We start from the raw sequence: 18,208 nt of genomic DNA, 5'->3' as shown, positions 1-18,208 counted from the left end.
ATGTGGACGAGAACAAAGGAGATGTGATTCTGGAGACAGAGCATCTCTGCTATTCCTATGACAGCAGGAAAACGGCCCTGCAGGATGTGAACTTATCGGTCAGAAAGGGTGAGCGGATCGCGGTACTGGGTTCCAACGGAGCAGGAAAATCCACGTGTTTTCTGAATTTGAACGGTGTGCTGTCACCGGATTCCGGGAAAATCTTATACCGGGGTACCGAAATCACAAAAAAGAACCGGAATGAGTTGCGAAAGCACGTTGGAATTGTGTTTCAGGAAGCGGATAATCAGATTATCGCATCAACAGTGGCCGCGGAGGTTTCATTTGGGCCCATGAATTTAAAGCTTCCGGCCGCGGAGGTGAAACGGCGAGTGGATGAGGCCCTTGCTTGTATGAACTTAGTAGAGATGAAAGACAGGCCGCCTCACTATCTCAGCGGCGGTGAGAAGAAACGGGTCTGTATCGCAGATATTGTCGCAATGGAGTCGGAACTCTTCCTGTTTGATGAGCCGACGGCTTCGCTGGACCCTCTGAATACGGCAATATTCGAGGCGGTTCTGGATAAGCTGTGGAATATGGGGAAAACTCTTTTGATTTCAACCCATGATGTGGATTTTGTCTGGAGATGGGCGGACCGGGCGTTGGTATTTGCCGGAGGCCGTCTGATTGCGGATGACTCGCCGCGCCGCATTTTCCAGGATGAAAGCGTGGTATCGCAGGCGAACTTAAGAAAGCCGGTCCTGATGGATGTGTGCAGCCGGCTGGCGGCCCATGGGCTTGTGCCTGACGGTTCATATGCAAAAGATGCAGAGGAACTGGAACGGCTGCTGTGCCGGCAGCAGGAAGCAGGCAGTTTGAAAATGAGAGCCGACGGCGTTAAATGTATTTGACAGCCGGAGCCGTTTTCGTGTACAATACAATAGAATTACGCAAGAGGTGCCTGTGAAATTCTCCGCAGGATAATAGGGAAAAGGGTGAAAATCCCTTACGGTCCCGCCGCTGTAAAAGAGGAGCAGGGCTCGATAAATCACTGGGTAACCGGGAAGATGAGCTGCTGTGATGAACCTTGAGTCAGAAGACCTGCCTGTTGCGATACGATGCGTCCGGTTACGAGCGATGACCGGAGGCCGAAGCCTTTTTTTGCGTCCGGAAAACCGGAGATCTCTGTGAAGACAGGGGATAAGAGCGAAGAAGAGGCTGTCGTCAAAGTACCGGTCTGATGAGTGGGAATCATCGGATGAGGTGCTTATTTTTTTTGAAGGGAGAATAGAGATGACGAAGAAAGAAAAAAGAATCATGACACTTGCAGTCGCATTTGCATTTACGTTCGGCGTTTTGCCTGTCTCGTATGCGATGCACATTATGGAGGGGTATTTGCCTTTGGGCTACTGCCTGGTATGGGGAGCTGTCTGTGTGCCGTTCCTGGCCGCCGGATTTTTTTCCATCCGCCGTACACTGGGTGAAAACAGAAAGAACATCACCGTGCTTGCCATGGCCGGGGCGTTTATTTTTGTGATTTCGTCCCTGAAGATTCCATCTGTTACGGGCAGCTGCTCCCATATGACCGGAACCGGTCTCGGGGCGATCCTGTTTGGGCCGTCGGCAGTGAGCATCCTTGGAATTATCGTATTGATTTTCCAGGCGGTTTTACTGGCACACGGGGGACTCACCACGCTGGGTGCCAATACCTTCTCTATGGCGGTTGCTGGTCCGTTCGTGGCTTTTGGGATCTATAAATTATGCGGAAAGTTAAAGGTAAACCGCTACGTATCCGTATTTCTTGCGGCTGCCCTTGGCGATCTGTTTACATACTGCGTTACCAGCCTTCAGCTGGCGCTGGCCTATCCTGCAGAGCAGGGCGGTGTGGCTCTGTCTGCGGCGAAGTTTTTAGGCGTGTTTGCGCCGACACAGCTGCCGCTGGCCATCATTGAGGGACTTCTCACCACTGTTATCATCATAGCGCTGGAATCCTACGCCGGACCGGAGCTTTCCAGTATCGGATTTGCAAAGGAGGCAAAATAAGATGGATAAGAATAAAAAAATGATTGTAACCGTTTTACTGGCCATTGCCTGCCTGATCGCAATTATTCCGCTGTTCGCGTTAAAAGGCGCAGAATTTGGCGGATCCGACGATGCGGGAAGCCAGATGGTGGCGGAGATCCGTGGAGAAGAGTATGAGCCGTGGTTCACCCCGGTAATGGAAACCCTGATTCAGGGCGAACTCCCGGGCGAGGTGGAAAGCCTGCTGTTCTGCATTCAGACTGGAATCGGCGTCGGCATCATGGCCTTTGTCATGGGACGTTTCGTAGAGCGGAAGAAATGGATGACAAAAAAAGAAAATAAATAAAACAAGCAGTTTTATAGAGCCGGGAAATTCCTTCTGATAGAATTTCCCGGCTTATTTTTGGCCTCCGGCTGCAAGCCTGACAGCCAGAAGGCTTGAACGGGAGATAAAAGGAAGTAGAATGGAAAAAACTGGACTGTCGGAAAGTATGCAGGCAGCAAGAAATGTGACAAAAATGTTCTTGTTTTCTGGTATGATAGAGAAAAGACAGGAGGCGGGGATTATGGCGAGTGAATTGGAGGCTGCGAATTACGATAAGGCGGCCGACAGGAATGGTAAGATGGGGAGCAGAATGGGTGACAAATGGAGTGACAAGATGAATCACACATCAACTAATATAGAAGAAATAGCTGCAGTCATTGACTATATCGAAGAACATCTGATGGAGGAGCGGCTGGATTTAGAAAGTATTGCTGTGACTTTCAACTATTCCAGATACCATTTGCACCGCATGTTTGCATCTGTTACCGGTTTTCCCATGCATACCTATCTTATGAGGCGCAGGCTGACTGAGGCGGCCCGTATGCTGGTGTTTTCGGAACAGCCTGTTTTGGAAATTGCGCTGGCTTCCGGATACGAAACGCAGCGTTCATTTTCGAGGGCGTTTCAGAAGTATTTTAAACACAGTCCATCCCAATACCGGAAGAAGGGTGATTTCTTCCCGCTGCAGCTGAAATACGATGCCTCCCGCCGGGAAAAACTGCGGGGGGACAGGATACTTGAGGTGGCCATGACGGAGGCAAAGACGATATCCATCGTCGGCTGCTGCGGTTCCACAAAGGGCGGTTTCTCTGTAATCGGTAGGTGCTGGAGGCGGCTTCATGCGAAAAAGGACCGGATCTCCGGCCGCACGGACGAGGAATTTCTGATTGGGGTAAATGACTACTCTTATTATCCCTGCCAGGGAATGGATAAGGTGTTCCGGTATATTGCGGGAGCAGAGGTCGCCGAAGAACACACGGTTCCCAGGGGAATGCAGGAATTTACACTCCCGGCCGGCCGTTATGCTGTGTTTTCCTTCCGCGGAAGGAATGAGGACAGCCTTCAGCCGGTGGTGGAATACATCTATGGGGAGTGGTTTCCTGAATCCACCTGTCGGTTTGACGACGGCAGACGGTATGATTTTGCAAGGTATGGGGAACGGTTGGACGAAAAGGGGGAAAGTGATATTCAGTTATGGGTGCCGGTTATCTGAGCACCCATTTTTTCATCCATAGGAAAGTTTGTCCTATGAATGAAATAAACTCCGGGGGACAGCGTGCCCCCGCTCTGTTCCTCCTCAGATCAGTCAGACAAATTGATTCCCGTAATCATCATCGTTCCATTTACATCATTGAACACAACCGCCCCGTTTTCGCCCATCATTACGCCAGCGCCGTAGGAGTCAAGCTGCGATTCCTGTACTGCCGCGATGGTGTCCTTCATCTTCTGGGTAAACAGAGTATCTGAGCCGAGGGCGATCAGGTCATCCCGTGTCTCAAGCTCGCGGCCATCCCCTGATTCCAGGGATATGTAGACCGGATAGCCGCAGAGATCTGCAAAACCTTCCAGATCAGACGATGCAACGGCCTTTTTTATTTTTAAAGCAAATGCGGCCGCTCTCCCGGATTCTGTTTCTGAAGCGTTTTCTTCCTCCGTTTCAATGGACTGCTCCGAAGGCGAAAGGGAAGCTTCCTCGATATCATCAATTGAAGTTTCCTCGCTATCTGCTGATTCGGCGGAGAAGTTTTCTCCGTTATCCGTATCTTTTTCATATGTAGAAGAGACTGTCTCGGAAGAAGCGGATGACGCCGGTGCAAACGCGCAGCCGGAAATACCCATGGATACTGACAGTGCGAGTGCGGCCAGCCTGTTTAAATGCTTCATATAGATAAGCCCTCCTTTTCATGTATTCAGTGGCAGTATATCATTCCGACAGAGCAGAATCAACTTGAGAATGATTCTTATGGATCAGATCTAATGGATTTTTCATCTGAAAATTTCCACCAAGATTAATCTTTTCTATTGTCCTGGAAAATGCTATACTAACATTATCTATTGTCTAAGGAGAGACTGTTAAATGAAAAAATTGATATCATGGAATGTTAATGGCCTTCGCGCCTGCGTAGGTAAAGGTTTTTTAGATTATTTTCACGAAGTGAAGGCGGATATTTTCTGCATACAGGAGAGCAAGCTTTCAGAGGGACAGATTGAACTGGATCTGCCGGGCTACCATCAGTACTGGAATTACGCGGAGAAGAAAGGCTATTCGGGAACTGCCATGTTTACGAAGGAGGCGCCGCTATCTGTTGTGTACGGCATCGGAATAGAGGAACACGATCATGAGGGCCGTGTAATAACGGCGGAATTTCCCGATTATTACGTTGTCACCTGCTACACCCCCAATTCCAAGGACGGGCTGGCGCGCCTGCCATACCGTATGACGTGGGAGGATGCATTTCTTCAGTATCTAAAAGGGCTGGAAGAGAAGAAACCGGTTATTTTCTGCGGTGATTTAAATGTGGCACATAAGGAGATCGACTTGAAGAATCCGAAGACAAACCGGAAGAATGCGGGCTTCACAGACGAAGAGCGCGGCAAGTTTACAGATCTTCTGGAGGCCGGATTTATCGACACCTTCCGCTGGTTCTATCCGGACAGAGAGGAGATTTACTCCTGGTGGTCCTACCGGTTTAGCGCCAGATCCAAGAACGCAGGCTGGAGAATTGACTATTTCTGCGTATCAGAATCGTTAAAGGACAGGCTGGTCAGTGCGGATATCCATACGGAGATACTCGGCTCCGACCATTGCCCGGTGGAACTGGTGATTGAATAGAAGCGTGGATTCTATGGGGCGATGAATAAGGAACGGAGAGACGAATTACAAAGATGAATTTATTAACGATAGAACATTTGACAAAATCATACACCGAGCGGCTGCTCTTTGACGATACCAGCTTCAGCATCAATGAGGGAGAGAAGATCGGCCTTATCGGAATCAATGGAACGGGGAAATCGACGCTTTTGAAGATTGTGGCAGGGCTGGAGGAACCGGACGACGGAAGCGTGGTGCGCGGACGTAATCTGGATATCCGGTTTTTATCTCAAAATCCGAAGTTTCATGACGGCGATACGATCCTGGAAAGCATTGTCCGTGAAAATGAGGGACACGCTCATGTGTGGGACTTAGAGAGCCAGGCAAAGACGATGCTCACAAAGCTGGGATTCACGGATTTTGACGACCGCGTGGAGACCCTTTCGGGAGGCCAGAGAAAACGGGTGGCGCTGGTAAGCGTCCTTCTTTCCACGGCGGATTTACTGGTATTGGACGAGCCGACCAACCATCTGGACAGCGCCATGGCGGACTGGCTGGAGACGTATCTGCGCCGGTTTAACGGAGCGCTCTTAATGGTAACTCATGACCGGTATTTCCTGGACAGTGTGACGAACCGGATCGTGGAGCTGGACAAGGGAAAATTATACAGCTATCAGGCCAATTACGAGGGCTATCTGGAACTGAAGGCCCAGCGCCTCGATATGGAACAGGCCACGGAACGCAAACGCCAGTCCCTCTTAAGGGTGGAGCTGGAATGGATGCAGCGCGGCGCACGGGCCAGATCAACCAAGCAGAAGGCCCATATTGAACGGTTTGAAACACTGAGGGATCAGAAGGGGCCGGAGGCGGATCAGAACGTGGAGCTGGACTCCGTTTCCAGGCGGCTGGGCCGCACGACAGTGGAGCTGGAGGACATCAGCAAGGCCTATGGCGACAAGGTTCTGATGAAAGATTTCACCTATATTTTCCTGAAAAATGACCGCATCGGCATCATCGGTCCCAATGGAAGCGGAAAATCCACGCTGATGAAGATTATAGCCGGATGGCTGGAGCCGGACGCGGGTAATGTGATCGTCGGACAGACCGTCAAGATGGGATATTTCTCCCAGGAAAATGAAGCTATGGACGGAAGCGTCAAGGTAATCGACTATATTCGCGGTGCCGCAGAGTATGTGAAGACAAAGGACGGCAGCATCAGCGCGTCTCAGATGCTGGAGCGCTTTCTCTTCCCCTCCAGTGTGCAGTATACGGTGATCGACAAACTTTCGGGAGGAGAGAAACGGCGGTTATATCTGCTTCGCATCCTGATGGAAGCGCCCAACGTCCTGCTTCTGGACGAGCCGACCAATGACCTGGACATTCAGACGCTGACGATTCTCGAGGATTATTTGGACAGCTTTCAGGGAATTGTTATCACGGTCTCCCATGACCGGTATTTCCTGGACCGTGTGGTACGGCGGATATTTGCTTTTGAGGGCGAGGGCCGGGTGACTCAGTATGAGGGCGGTTACACGGATTATCAGGCGGCTTTTGCGGAGAAGTATCCGGAGGGGATGCAGTCAGCGGGAATGGGGACCGGCAAGAAGTCTTCCGATGGAAAAGAGGGGAAGAAGACCACCGAAAAGCCCAAGGGGGAGAAAAAACTCCGGTTCTCATTTAAAGAACAGAGAGAATGGGACACAATAGAGGATACCATAGCAGCTGTGGAAGAAAAGATCGCCGATCTGGACGCACAGATTGAAAAAAGTGTTAGCAATTATACGAAATTGAATGAATTGATGGAAGAAAAGAGAATACAGGAACAGCTTCTCGAAGAAAAGATGGAACGCTGGATGATTCTTAACGATCTGGCGGAACAGATCGAGAAGCAGTAACTCGTCTTATGGCGGACCGCCGGAACGAGAAATGAAACCACCGGCAGATAGAGGAGATAAGCGGTATGGAAGGATATAGAATTGCTAAGCAGGACAACAGAATTTATTCCATGGGACTTACCGGAGTTGATGGCGGGATTCATGTGTGTGTAGCCGCACAGGGAGAGGTGTGTGATCTTCTATTATACCACAGCGGGGAGGAGACAGAATATGCACGGCTGCATTTTCCGCAGGAGGCAAAGCGCGGGGATGTCTGGAACATGACCGTTTTCGGCGATTTTTCAGGGCTGGAGTACTGTTTTGAGCTTGACGGAAAGCTGTTTGCCGACCCTTACGGAAAACAGTTTACCGGAAGAGAGGTCTGGGGTGATTTATCTGCGGCAGAGCGTCCCATGAGATCGCCGGTCGTTGCGGAGGACTTCGACTGGGAGGGAGATAAGCCTTTAAAGATTCCATATGAAGAGATGATTCTTTACCGGGCGCATGTGAGGGGATTTACTAAAAATCCTGTATCCAGAGTGAAAGACAAGGGGACTTTCCGCGGGTTGATTGAAAAGATTCCGTATCTAAAAGAGCTGGGAGTTACGAGTCTGGAGCTTCTCCCTGTAAATGAATTTTCGGAGCTGATGATGCCGGAGCATGTGGATGGAAATCCTTACGCTGTGGATAAACCCACTGGAAAATTGAATTATTGGGGATATACCACCGGTTATTATTTCGCACCGAAGGCTTCCTATTGTTCAGGAAAGGAAAAACACCCGGTAACGGAGTTCAAAAACCTTGTGAAGACGTTTCATAAAGAGGGCCTGGAACTGATTATAGAGCTTTACTTTACCGGGAAGGAAAATCCTGCGTTTGTCCTCGATGCGGTCCGTTACTGGACGGAGGAATTTCATGTGGATGGGGTTCATCTGGTGGGATTTACTCCCAATGATCTGATCGGACGCGACCCGTATTTAAGCGGCACAAAGCTGTTTGCCACATCCTGGCTCGGTGTTCCGGGCGGGCATGAGAAGCATCTGGCAGAGTATAACGATGGTTTTCTGGTAGACATGCGCCGGGCCTTAAAGGGCGATGAGGATGAGATGAATCATCTGATCTTCCGAAGCAGGCGCAATCCTGCGGAGTTCGGTGTGGTCAATTATATGGCCAATACCAACGGATTTACGCTGATGGACATGGTGTCGTATGATACAAAGCATAATGAGGCTAACGGCGAGGGCAATCAGGACGGCAATCCCTATAATTACTCCTGGAACTGCGGTGTGGAAGGGCACACAAGGCGAAAGAAGATTGTGGAGCTGCGGAAGAAGCAGATCAGGAATGCACTCCTGATGCTGTTCTTAAGCCAGGGAACGCCGCTTCTGCTGGCCGGAGACGAGTTCGGCAATTCCAAGGACGGCAACAACAATTCCTACTGCCAGGATAATGAGGTCTCGTGGCTGAACTGGAATCTTCTGAAAACCAACCGGGATATCTATGAATTTACGAAGGCGGTGATCGCCTTCCGGAAAAGCCATCCGGTATTCCATATGGCCACAGAGCCGAAGGTTATGGATTACTTATCCTGCGGCAGGCCGGATGTCTCCTACCATGGCGTAAAGGCGTGGCGGCCGGAATTTGAGAACTTCCGGAGGCAGATCGGCATTATGTACTGCGGAGAATATGGAAAGAAACCGGATGGGACCGCGGATGACAGCTTCTTTGTCGCATATAATATGCACTGGGAGCCCCATGCGTTTGATTTGCCCAATCTGCCTAAGAAGCAGAAATGGCATATTGTGTTTAATACCGACGAAAAAGACAGCAATGGAATGTATTCGGAGGTTTCAGTGTCTGCGGATGGCGGTGAGCTGGACGGTGGAATGCCGGTGATGGAGACCAGGCAGTTTGAGGTTCCGCCCAGGACGATTGTGGTGTTTGTGGGTAGATGATAGCGGTAAACGCTTAACAAAGAAGAGCAGGCTTAAGTCTGGATAGATATCAATCTGTCAGGATCTCAGCCTGCTCTTCTTTCTGACTTTTTTAGTCTTCCGGATACACAAGATGCTTCTCATCAATGCCATATAAAACCTGATCCAGGTATTTACCCGCGATATACTTCGCCATCCCCAGATTCATATCGAGGTAGTTTCCGCAGTCTCTGGCAGCGGCCCCGGGGACCTCGCCTTCAAAATCGCGGATGAACTCGAAAAGCTCTGTCATGAGCGGGACGATGTCCTTTGACTCATAATCCCCGGACAGGAGCAGGTAGAAACCGGTGCGGCAGCCCATGGGGCCGAAATAGAGGACACGGGAGCTGTACTCCGCGTGATTCCTTAAAAATGTTGCGCCCAAATGTTCTATGGTATGAATTTCAGCGGTATTGATAACCGGCTCATAATTCGGCTGGGTCATACGTAAATCAAAGGTCGTGACGGTATGGCCGCCGACGGTATCTTTCCTCGAGACATAGATGCCCGGAAGAAGTTTTAAATGATTGATGGTAAAGCTCGTTATTTTATCCATAAAACGTCTCCTTTCAGCAGTTCATAAATACTTGCCTGTATCAGTATAACGGATGGAAACGGGAAATGGAAGGGCAGCTGTCCGCTTTTAACAAATTTCATGCATGAAAAGCAATTTTTAACTCATACCATAGTAGGAGAGATGGGGAAGGAGCGTCAGCATGGAAGAATGGTTTCATTTATCAGAAGAAGAAGCACTGGGGCGCTTAGAGGCGGCGAGATCCGGGCTTTCTTCCCGGGAAGCAGCAGTGCGGAAGGAGGAATTTGGGCCGAATGCCCTTCGGGCGGGGGAAAAACGGAGTGCCCTCCAGGTATTTCTGGACCAGTTTAAGGATCTTCTGGTCATCATTTTAATCATAGCGGCAGTCATCTCCATGATATCGGGAGATGTGGAGAGCACCGCAGTCATATTCGCGGTGCTCCTTTTAAATGCGGTTCTGGGCACCGTAGAACACCAGAAAGCAGAAAAGTCTTTAGACAGTTTAAAATCCCTCTCCGCGCCCATGGCGGGGATCCTTCGTGACGGCCGGAGGCAGGAGATTCTGTCCTCCGACGTGGTGCCGGGAGATATTCTCCTGTTGGAGGCCGGGGATATGGTGGCGGCAGACGGGCGTCTCCTGGAGACGTATTCCCTGTTAGTGAACGAGAGTTCCCTGACGGGAGAATCCATCAATGTGGAAAAGAAGACAGGAAAGATCAGGACTGAAAAGGTAGCGCTGGCAGAACAGCACAATATGGTATTTTCCGGCTCTCTGGTGGCAGCGGGGCGCGGCACCGTTCTGGTTACCGGCACCGGCATGAACACAGAGATCGGAAGAATCGCCGCGCTGATGAACAGCACAGGGGAGAAAAAGACGCCGCTTCAGATCAGTCTGGATCAGTTCGGCAGCCATCTGGCGGCGGGAATCCTGATCATCTGCGCTCTTGTATTCGGACTCAGCATTTACCGGAAGATGCCGGTGCTGGATTCGCTGATGTTTGCGGTGGCGCTGGCGGTGGCGGCCATACCGGAGGCGCTCAGCTCCATTGTCACCATCGTGCAGGCCATGGGAACGCAGAAAATGGCGAAGGAACACGCGATTATCAAGGACTTAAAGGCCGTGGAGAGCCTGGGATGCGTCTCGGTTATCTGCTCCGACAAGACGGGAACCCTGACACAGAACAGAATGACGGTGGAGGAAGTTTATGTAAACAACCGCCTCTATCCGCCAGAAAATCTCAGCCTGGAAAATCTGGTTCAGCGGTATCTGCTTTATGATGCGGTCCTGACGAATGATGCTTCCTGCGCGGACGGGAAAATGCTGGGTGATCCAACGGAAGCGGCCCTCGTCGTTATGGGGCGGAAACTCGGAATCCAGGAAACAGAGCTGAGGCATTCCATGCCGAGAATCGGAGAACTTCCGTTTGACTCTGACCGGAAGCTGATGACTACCGTGCACCGCATTGACGGCGTGCGGGTGATGTTTACCAAGGGAGCCCTGGATATTCTGCTTCCTCGCTGTGAATCGATCCTGACAGGAGAAGGCGTCCGCGTGATGCGGGAAAATGACCGCCAGCGGATCAACGCGCAAAATCTCGATTTTTCACGGCAGGGGCTGCGCGTTCTCACCTTTGTATACAAAAAAATGGAAGAAAAAGAGATTCTGACGGAGAAGTCGGAATCCGGATACATATTTTTAGGAATGACAGCGATGATGGACCCGCCTAGACCGGAATCGAAAAATGCAGTCTTAAATGCCAGACGTGCCGGAATCAGGCCGGTCATGATTACGGGGGATCATAAGATCACGGCGGCGGCCATTGCGGAGAAGATCGGAATATTAAACGAAGGCGGAATCGCCGTGAGCGGTCCTGAGCTGGACGACATGGCGGATGAGGAGCTGGACCGGAATCTGGAACGGATCAACGTGTACGCCCGGGTATCCCCGGAGCATAAGATCAGAATCGTCAGCGCATGGCAGCGAAAGGGCCATATTGTGGCCATGACGGGAGATGGCGTCAATGACGCGCCCGCTCTTAAGAAGGCCGACATCGGCGTGGCCATGGGAAAGATGGGAACGGAGGTCTCAAAAGACGCGGCTTCCATGATCCTGACGGATGATAATTTTGCTACTATTATCAAGGCCGTAGCCAACGGCCGAAATGTATACCGCAATATCCGAAATGCAATCAAATTCCTGCTGTCCGGCAACATGGCGGGGATTTTAAGCGTCTTGTATACATCCCTGATGGCGCTGCCGACACCATTTGCGCCGGTGCACCTCCTGTTTATCAATCTGGTGACGGATTCCCTTCCGGCCATTGCCATCGGTATGGAGAAAGCGGAACCGGGGCTTCTGACGAAAAAACCGAGAAATCCGAAGGAAGGAATTCTGACGAAACGGTTCATCCTTCAGATTCTCCTCCAGGGGGCGCTCATAGCAGTCTGCACGATGACCGCCTATCATACCGGCCTGGCCACGGGCAGCGAGGCAGCGGCCAGTACCATGGCGTTTTCCACCCTGACCCTGGCGAGACTGTTCCATGGCTTCAACTGCCGCAGCTCTCACTCCATCTTTAAGATTGGCCTGATGAGCAATTTATACAGTATCATGGCGTTTGAGGCGGGGGTGGTGCTTCTGGCCGCGGTTCTGTTTGTGCCTGGGCTTCAGACCCTGTTCTCCGTAGCTGATCTATCGGTGAGACAGCTGCTCACCATTGTTATATTTGCGGTGGTGCCGACACTGGTGATCCAGGCGTTTAAGACGGTGCGGGAGAGTATGCGGTAAAGTCGGGAATCTGATGTATACTTATTAAGCGGCTGTGCTTTAAAAAATAACAGGCGTTCCGGAAATTGGTTTCGGAACGCCTTTCTGCGGCAAAGTAGTACCAAAATCCGCTGGTTTCCAATGCCAGAAATGCTCATATCACCCTTTTTCGGGAGATAACTGTAAATATTAGAAACTACTTGAGAAAAAACACAAAATGCGATACGATAATACTATTATAGTTTTATTCTGTAACGTGGTTATTCAACCTTCAGGAACGGACAGTCCGGGGGAGGAGAAGGGGCCGTTATGCGCGGTGGTCCCGGTAAAATGAAGATTTCGTGACAGGATTACGAAAGGACAAGAGAAGATGAAGTGGAAATACATAGCAAAACGGCTTCTGATTGCCATACCTACTTTTTTAGGGATTACGGTGCTGGCCTATTTTATTCTGAATCTGGCCCCCGGATCACCTCTGGACGCACTTCTTGCGGATCCCAAGATATCTCCTGCGGAACTGGAACGAAAACGGATCGCCCTCGGGCTTGACAAGCCTGTGGTCATCCAGTATTTCAGCTGGCTGAATCTGCTGCTTCATGGGGACTTGGGCTTCTCCTACAGCACCCAGAGACCGGTGGCAGCCATGATCGGAGAGCGTCTTCCGGCTACGGCATGTCTGGCAGGAGCATCGATTCTGCTGTCTCTGATTGTAGCGATTCCCCTGGGAATTTACGCGGCATCCAAACCGAATTCAAAGAGAGATTACGTTTCGGGCGGTATTTCGCTCTTAATGATGGCGACTCCGAACTTCTTTGTGGGTCTGGTGTTTATCTATCTGTTTGCCATCGTATTCAAGATTCTTCCCTCAGGAGGAATGTACGATTCGGCGGGAGTGAAATCAGGAGCGGCACTGATGCGCCATATGATCATGCCCTGTCTTGTGTTGTCCTTCCAGCAGATCGGCGGGTGGGTCCGCCACATGCGCAGCAGTATGCTGGAGGTCATGCAGGAGGACTATATCAGGACCGCTCGATCTAAGGGTCTGAAAAAATGGGGCGTTATCTACAAACATGGATTGAAAAATGCATTGATTCCGGTAATCACGGTGGTGGGTATGTCCATCCCATCGCTGGTCGGCGGCGCCGTAATTACGGAGCAGGTATTCGGATGGCCAGGTGTCGGGTCTTTGATGGTTACCGCCATTAATGGCCGGGATTATCCGGTTATTATGGGAATCACCGTCATGATTGCGGCGGCGGTTCTGATCGCCAATATCTTAACCGATGTGGCCTACGGGCTTTTAGATCCGCGTATCAGCTATAAATAGGAGGGTAGACGAATGAAAAAAAGAGAGAATGAAAGCTACCTTTCCGAGGTACTTAGCAAACTGACGGAGCACAAGATGGCCATGGTTGGACTTTTTGTCATCACTCTGGAGATTATTCTTGTGGTGGTGCTTCCGTTTATCATGCATTTAAATCCTTACGATTCGGATTATACGGCATTTTCCGCGGCGCCGAGCGGTCTCCATATTCTCGGCACGGATGCCATCGGGCGCGATATCTTTGCCAGACTGGTTTACGGAGGCAGAACCTCCCTTCTGGTAGGCTTATTGTCCACCATTATCAGCTGCGCCATCGGCGTCCCGCTGGGACTGATCGCAGGTTACTTCAGGGGCAAGGCGGAGATCGCCATTATGCGTGTGGCAGATATCTTCATGTCCTTCCCATCAATTGTCTTGATCCTGGTGCTGGTGGCGGTGATCGGACCGTCCATCTGGTCGGTTACCATCGTAATCGGCGTGCTGGGCTGGACCCAGTTTGCCAGGCTGATCTATGCCAATGTGCTTTCCGTCTCGGAAAAGGAATATGTGGAGTCTGCGAGGGCGATCGGTACTTCCAATTATAAGATTATTACGAAGTACATTTTGCCGAACTCCTTTGCTCCGATTCTGATCGCCATCACCTTTCAGATGGCCAGCGCGATCTTAATGGAATCATCTTTAAGCTTCCTTGGAATGGGCGTACAGCCGCCGGGAGCCAGCTGGGGCAATATGCTTTATGACGCCCAGTCGATTACGGTTCTTTCCAAACGGCTCTGGATCTGGATGCCGCCGGGAATTGCGCTGCTTATTACGGTACTCAGCATCAATTTCCTGGGAGACGGAATCCGGGATGCTCTGGATCCGAAGATCAAAATTTAAAAAAGGTAATAATGTTATATCTACACATAAAAGGAGGACTCTATGAGAAAGAGTAAGAGTAAAATAACAAGATTGACAGCCATCGTCATGGCGGGGGCCATGGTATTGGGGCTGAGCGCCTGCGGCGGCAAGAGTGCTGACAACGGTACAACGGCAGCAGGAAATTCCGGAACCACTCAGGCGGCGGGAGAAACCACCGCAGCACAGGGGTCAACAGGTGCGGCAGCGGGTGAGAAGGTGATCACGGCTGCGGTTAGCACCGCATGGGATACCATGATGCCCATGAACACTACCAGCAATTATACCCGTATGATCTGTGACCAGATCTATGACCGTCTGACACAGTCCAGGGCAGATGGAACGTATGAGGGACGTCTGGCAAAATCCTGGACGGTGAATGATGATTCCAGCGCAGTAACCTTTGAATTATATGATAATGCCGTGTGGTCGGATGGAGAACCTGTTACAGCGGCGGATGTAGTCTTCAGCTATCAGATGTATTCCGATCCCAGCGTGGATGCCAAGAGCCGTTACCACCTGCAGTATATTGCCGGTGTTGACGATTCCGGTGCGGAGCTTTCCGAGGATTCCATTGAAGTAACCGCCAATGGTGATCATGAGGTGACCTTTAATTTAAAGAGTTCCATGTTCGTGGATACATTCCTTCAGGACATTGATACGGTATTCATTATTCCGAAGCATATTTTTGAAGGCAAGACCGCACAGGAGATTAACTCCCCTGATTTATGGGCAAAGCCTGTAGGCTCCGGTCCATTTATCTATGACAGCGAGATCAACGGGGAAAGAATGGAATTTGTAAAGAATCCAAACTACCATTTAGGTGCACCTAAGATTGACCGCCTCGTAATCCGTGTGACGGATTCTGCATCCATGCTGGCAGGTCTGATCAATGGAGACTTAGATTTAATTGGCTATGGCTCCATTTTGATCGATGACTGGGATCTGGCCAATGAACAGGAAAACCTGGTTGCGGAGTCCATACCGACGACCTCCTATACCACGTTGATCTTTAATACCCAGAAGCCGTATCTGACACAGGAAGTACGCCAGGCCCTGAGTATGGCGATTAACCGACAGGTTCTTGTGGACGCTCTGTTACAGGGCCAAGGCGAGCAGATTGTAACTCCGATTGCGCCGATGAGTCCGTATTACAACAAGGATGTGACTGTATGGTACGATCCTGACAAGGCAAAGACCATGCTGGAAGAAGCGAAGTTCCCCTTTGATCAGACGCTGACTTTCTATATTGCGGCAGGCAATAGTATTACCGAGCGTACAGCGGCCCTGATCGTACAGGATTTACAGAAGGTTGGAGTTAAGGTTCAGATTGAACAGGTGGACTTCCCGACCCTTATGAGCAACATGTTAGACGGCAAGCACGATATGGGAACCATTGGTTCCGGCGGTACCTTAGACCCGAGCGAGAGCCGTGAGATGATTCATCCGGAAAGTTCCGTCAACTTCTGCCAGTTAAGAGATACCGAGATGACTGACTTGATTGACAAGGGCAATGCAGAGCTGACCTTCGAAGCCAGAAAACCATATTTCGATGAGTATCAGGTGATGGTTAAAGAGCGTTCCGCTATGGCTTATCTGTATACAAAGAATACATTAACTGTTCATAACAAGAGAATCACAGGCATCAACGCAGAGAATTTCGATTCCCTGAACTGGTCGGCCTGGAACTGGGATATACAGTAAAAAATCGCAGAATAAAAGTTAAGAGGGAAAATTTATGGATTCATTGCTTACGGTGGACAATTTATCAGTCCAGTTTAATACAAAAAAAGGAATTAATACAGCGGTTGACGGCATCAGCTTTTCGGTTGGAAAAGGCGAGATACTGGGAATCGTGGGAGAATCGGGCTGCGGTAAGAGCGTAACCAGTTTGTCGATCCTGCGGCTTTTAGGAACGAACGCCCGGATATCCCAGGGAAGTGTTAAGCTGGAAGGCAGGGAACTGCTCTCCCTGTCTGAAGATGATATGTGTAAGATCCGGGGCAATGAAATTGCCATGATTTTCCAGGACCCGATGACGGCGCTCAATCCGACTCTGACCATCGGCGACCAGCTGATCGAGCCTCTGGTGATTCACCAGGGCTTCAACAAAAAGGACGCCAGAAAGGAGGCGGTCGAGGTTCTGAAAAAGGTAGGAATCTCGGCGCCGGAAAAGCGGCTGAAGGAGTATCCTCACCAGCTCTCCGGCGGTATGCGCCAGAGGGTCATGATCGCCATGGCCGTGTCCTGTGCGCCCAAGCTTCTGATCGCGGACGAGCCGACCACGGCGCTTGACGTGACGATTCAGGCTCAGATTCTGGAGCTTATGCTGGATTTAAGGCAGAAGATGGATACGGCGGTCATTCTCATCACCCATGACATGGGCGTAGTGGCCGAGACCGCGGATAACATCCTGGTTCTTTACGCGGGCAAGGTTGTGGAATACGGATCGGTGAAAGAGATATTCAATACCCCCAAGCATCCGTATACAAAGGGGCTTTTAAGCTCCATACCGCCTTTGGAAGAGGATGTGGAGGAACTGAACACCATAGAGGGAACGGTGCCCGGGCCAGGACAGATGCCGGTCGGCTGCCGTTTCAGCCCAAGATGCCCTTATGCGGATGAGCGGTGTGTGAAGGAACAGCCGGGAATCTATGAGGCAGGCGGTGCGAAGGTGAGCTGCTTTAGATATGAGGGTGATAACTATGAGAAGTGAGAATCAGGTTTTACTGGAAACGAAAGATTTGAGAAAATATTTTAGCGGGAAAAAGGGGCTGTTTAACTTAAATCCCCCGGTGGTAAAGGCGGTCGACGATATCAACCTGAAGATTCACAAGGGCGAGACGCTCGGTCTGGTCGGTGAATCCGGCTGCGGAAAATCCACTCTCGGCAGAACGATCTTAAAGCTGATTCCCATGACCTCCGGTCAGGTGATTTACAACGGGGAAGACATTGCCGCCTATGACAAGAAGCAGATGTGGGAGATGCGCAAGCGGATGCAGATCATCTTCCAGGATCCCTACAGCTCGCTGAATCCGCGAATGACGGTGTATGATCTGGTCAGCGCCCCTCTGGAGGTCTACGGGATCGGAAGCGCCGCAGAGCGGAAGGAGATGGTCATATCCATCTTAAACGATGTGGGACTGGACAAACAGTATTTGAACCGTTTTCCTCATGAATTCTCAGGAGGCCAGCGTCAGAGAATCGGCATAGCCAGGGCTCTGATCCTGAATCCGGAGTTCGTGGTCTGCGACGAGGCGGTATCGGCCCTCGACGTGTCTGTGCGGGCGCAGGTGCTGAACCTGATGAAAAAGATGCAGCAGAAGAGGAATCTCACCTATTTATTTATATCCCACGATTTGAGCGTGGTTCGCCACGTCAGCGACCGTGTGGCGGTTATGTATCTGGGAAGTGTGGTTGAGATCGCTGACAAGCAGGATTTATACGGAGCGCCGCTCCATCCCTATACCAGGGCGCTGCTCTCCGCCATACCCATTCCGGACGCCAACAGAAAGCGCAACCGCATTATATTGGAGGGAGACGTTCCCAGCGCCTATAATCCGCCTTCCGGTTGTAAGTTCCACACCCGCTGTCCCTATGCGACAAACCGGTGCCGGGAAGAGGTTCCGGCATTAAGAGATATGGGCGGCGGCCATAGTGTGGCGTGTCACTTTCCGCTGAAAGAAGGTTTTTCTTGACA

15 protein-coding genes and 1 riboswitch are annotated in these 18,208 nt (G+C 50.8%); of the genes, 13 read left to right on the top strand and 2 right to left on the bottom strand.

The window, feature by feature from the left end; genetic code table 11:
* The first annotated feature begins 2 nt into the window (after window positions 1-2).
* From M1L66_RS32785 to M1L66_RS32770, 4 genes are all read left to right on the top strand, one after another.
* The gene (locus M1L66_RS32785; RefSeq protein WP_187024363.1) at window positions 3-890 is read left to right on the top strand and encodes an energy-coupling factor ABC transporter ATP-binding protein; all 888 of its coding nucleotides are present in this window, start codon (window positions 3-5) and stop codon (window positions 888-890) included.
* Between the two features lie 27 nt (window positions 891-917).
* Window positions 918-1,102: riboswitch (cobalamin riboswitch) on the top strand.
* Window positions 1,103-1,272: 170 nt separating this feature from the next.
* Entirely contained in the window at window positions 1,273-2,022 is a 750-nt protein-coding gene (locus tag M1L66_RS32780) for an energy-coupling factor ABC transporter permease (protein WP_187024362.1), read from the top strand.
* Between the two features lies 1 nt (window position 2,023).
* Window positions 2,024-2,347, top strand: coding sequence for an energy-coupling factor ABC transporter substrate-binding protein (locus M1L66_RS32775; RefSeq protein WP_187024361.1), 324 nt, complete (start codon window positions 2,024-2,026; stop codon window positions 2,345-2,347).
* A gap of 220 nt (window positions 2,348-2,567) precedes the next feature.
* Complete coding sequence (locus M1L66_RS32770; RefSeq protein WP_434689888.1) at window positions 2,568-3,539, top strand: AraC family transcriptional regulator; 972 nt, start codon at window positions 2,568-2,570, stop codon at window positions 3,537-3,539.
* Between the two features lie 89 nt (window positions 3,540-3,628).
* Here M1L66_RS32770 and M1L66_RS32765 read toward each other — a convergent pair whose 3' ends face one another.
* Complete coding sequence (locus tag M1L66_RS32765; protein WP_434689885.1) at window positions 3,629-4,210, bottom strand: hypothetical protein; 582 nt, start codon at window positions 4,208-4,210, stop codon at window positions 3,629-3,631.
* 193 nt (window positions 4,211-4,403) lie between these two features.
* Between M1L66_RS32765 and M1L66_RS32760 the strand changes: the two genes are divergently transcribed.
* The 3 genes from M1L66_RS32760 (at window position 4,404) to M1L66_RS32750 (ending at window position 8,967) form a co-directional block, all read left to right on the top strand.
* Window positions 4,404-5,159: an exodeoxyribonuclease III gene (locus tag M1L66_RS32760; protein ID WP_434689883.1), complete on the top strand. Its 756-nt coding sequence runs from the start codon at window positions 4,404-4,406 to the stop codon at window positions 5,157-5,159.
* Window positions 5,160-5,212: 53 nt separating this feature from the next.
* Window positions 5,213-7,033, top strand: coding sequence for an ABC-F family ATP-binding cassette domain-containing protein (locus tag M1L66_RS32755; protein WP_434689880.1), 1,821 nt, complete (start codon window positions 5,213-5,215; stop codon window positions 7,031-7,033).
* A 65-nt stretch (window positions 7,034-7,098) separates the two neighbouring features.
* The gene (locus tag M1L66_RS32750; protein WP_434689877.1) at window positions 7,099-8,967 is read left to right on the top strand and encodes an alpha amylase C-terminal domain-containing protein; all 1,869 of its coding nucleotides are present in this window, start codon (window positions 7,099-7,101) and stop codon (window positions 8,965-8,967) included.
* Window positions 8,968-9,058: 91 nt separating this feature from the next.
* Here the strand turns inward: M1L66_RS32750 and M1L66_RS32745 are convergent, their stop codons facing one another.
* Entirely contained in the window at window positions 9,059-9,541 is a 483-nt protein-coding gene (locus M1L66_RS32745) for an S-ribosylhomocysteine lyase (RefSeq protein ID WP_187024356.1), read from the bottom strand.
* 160 nt (window positions 9,542-9,701) lie between these two features.
* Here M1L66_RS32745 and M1L66_RS32740 point away from each other — a divergent pair, with 160 nt between their 5' ends.
* From M1L66_RS32740 to M1L66_RS32715, 6 genes are all read left to right on the top strand, one after another.
* Window positions 9,702-12,308 carry a cation-translocating P-type ATPase gene (locus M1L66_RS32740; protein WP_434689874.1) on the top strand — a complete coding sequence of 869 codons (2,607 nt, stop codon included), beginning with the start codon at window positions 9,702-9,704 and terminating at the stop codon, window positions 12,306-12,308.
* A gap of 349 nt (window positions 12,309-12,657) precedes the next feature.
* Entirely contained in the window at window positions 12,658-13,614 is a 957-nt protein-coding gene (locus M1L66_RS32735) for an ABC transporter permease (protein WP_002605251.1), read from the top strand.
* Between the two features lie 12 nt (window positions 13,615-13,626).
* On the top strand, window positions 13,627-14,490 hold the full coding sequence (locus M1L66_RS32730) for an ABC transporter permease (RefSeq protein WP_055660142.1): 864 nt from the start codon (window positions 13,627-13,629) through the stop codon (window positions 14,488-14,490).
* Between the two features lie 42 nt (window positions 14,491-14,532).
* Window positions 14,533-16,212, top strand: coding sequence for an ABC transporter substrate-binding protein (locus M1L66_RS32725; protein ID WP_187024354.1), 1,680 nt, complete (start codon window positions 14,533-14,535; stop codon window positions 16,210-16,212).
* A 34-nt stretch (window positions 16,213-16,246) separates the two neighbouring features.
* The gene (locus tag M1L66_RS32720; protein ID WP_187024353.1) at window positions 16,247-17,224 is read left to right on the top strand and encodes an ABC transporter ATP-binding protein; all 978 of its coding nucleotides are present in this window, start codon (window positions 16,247-16,249) and stop codon (window positions 17,222-17,224) included.
* A complete protein-coding gene (locus M1L66_RS32715) occupies window positions 17,214-18,206 on the top strand; it encodes an ABC transporter ATP-binding protein (protein ID WP_434689869.1) in 993 nt (330 codons plus the stop codon). Before M1L66_RS32720 ends, M1L66_RS32715 begins: the two co-directional genes overlap by 11 nt.
* Window positions 18,207-18,208 lie beyond the last annotated feature (2 nt).

Source organism: Hungatella sp. SB206, assembly GCF_051132295.1.
Classification (GTDB): Bacteria; Bacillota; Clostridia; order Lachnospirales; family Lachnospiraceae; genus Hungatella; species Hungatella effluvii.
The sequence above is the reverse complement of the archived record's forward strand: the minus strand, read 5'-3'. Positions and strand labels throughout refer to the sequence as shown.